The following is an 884-nucleotide window of genomic DNA, read 5'->3' as shown; positions in this document are numbered from 1 at the left end:
GGGCGGCGGCCGGACGGGCCGTCTCCGGCGGGGTCAGGTCGAACAGCTGGCGGCTGGGCGGCGTGGAGCGCTTCAGGCGCACGGCGCGCAGGCCGGCGGTGGCGGCGGCCGACTGCAGGCGCGCGGCGGCCGCGTCGTCCTCGTTCCACTGCACGGGCAGGGGCGACAGCGACGGCGCGCCGGAGAACAGTTCCAGCGCCGCGGTCATGGACATCAGGGCGTCGCGGGTCGGCGCGGCGAACACGCCGGTCAGGCTCTCGGGCAGCTCGGCCCAGTCGCGGAGCGTCCCGGCGCCCAGCGTCCAGCGCTCGGCCGCGTCGATCTCGTCGTCGGTGAAGCCGAGGCGGGCCAGCAGGTCGAAGTGCGGGTCTTCGCAGTCCTCGGCGCTGAGGCCGAGCGCTTCGCGCAGGAAGCCCTCGCCCAGCACGGCCGTGCAGAAGGCGCCCTGCAGGGAGGGCGAGATCTGCAGCGCGGTCTCGACCGCCTCCAGCTCGAAGTCGGTGAAACCCCGGGCGCGCAGCGCCTCCGGGCCGACGGCCGGCGAGCCGACCAGGGTGCGCCGGCCCAGAACGTGGGCCTGAGCTTCCCACACCGGAACGCCCGCGCCGGTCAGGGCGGCGGCGGTTTCCTCGCTCAGCATGGGGAAGACTTCGCCGTCTTCGGTCTCGGCCTCGGTGATCGGGCCCTTCCAGGGCTGGGCGCCCAGGCGACGGCCGATCCGCAGCGACAGCTCCGGATCGTAGAACAGGGCGGTGACCTCGGCGTTGCGCAGGCCGGTCTTGCGGGCGGCGCCGGCGGCCAGGCCGTAGAGCTGTGCGGCGCGGGCGGCGACGGCGTCGCCGCCGTCGGCGAGCGCCAGGGCGGTCTCGCGGGCGGCCTTCAGC

At 76.0% G+C, this 884-nt stretch carries 1 pseudogene; it reads right to left on the bottom strand.

The annotated features are described in order from the left end of the window. Nucleotides 1–884 (bottom strand): annotated as a pseudogene (locus G3573_RS21680) (ribonucleotide reductase); the annotation flags it as partial.

The sequence above is a fragment of the Caulobacter sp. 17J65-9 genome (assembly GCF_010975005.1).
Taxonomy (GTDB): Bacteria; Pseudomonadota; Alphaproteobacteria; order Caulobacterales; family Caulobacteraceae; genus 17J80-11.
Note: the sequence above shows the minus strand (reverse complement) of the source record. Positions and strands in the feature narration are given on the sequence as shown.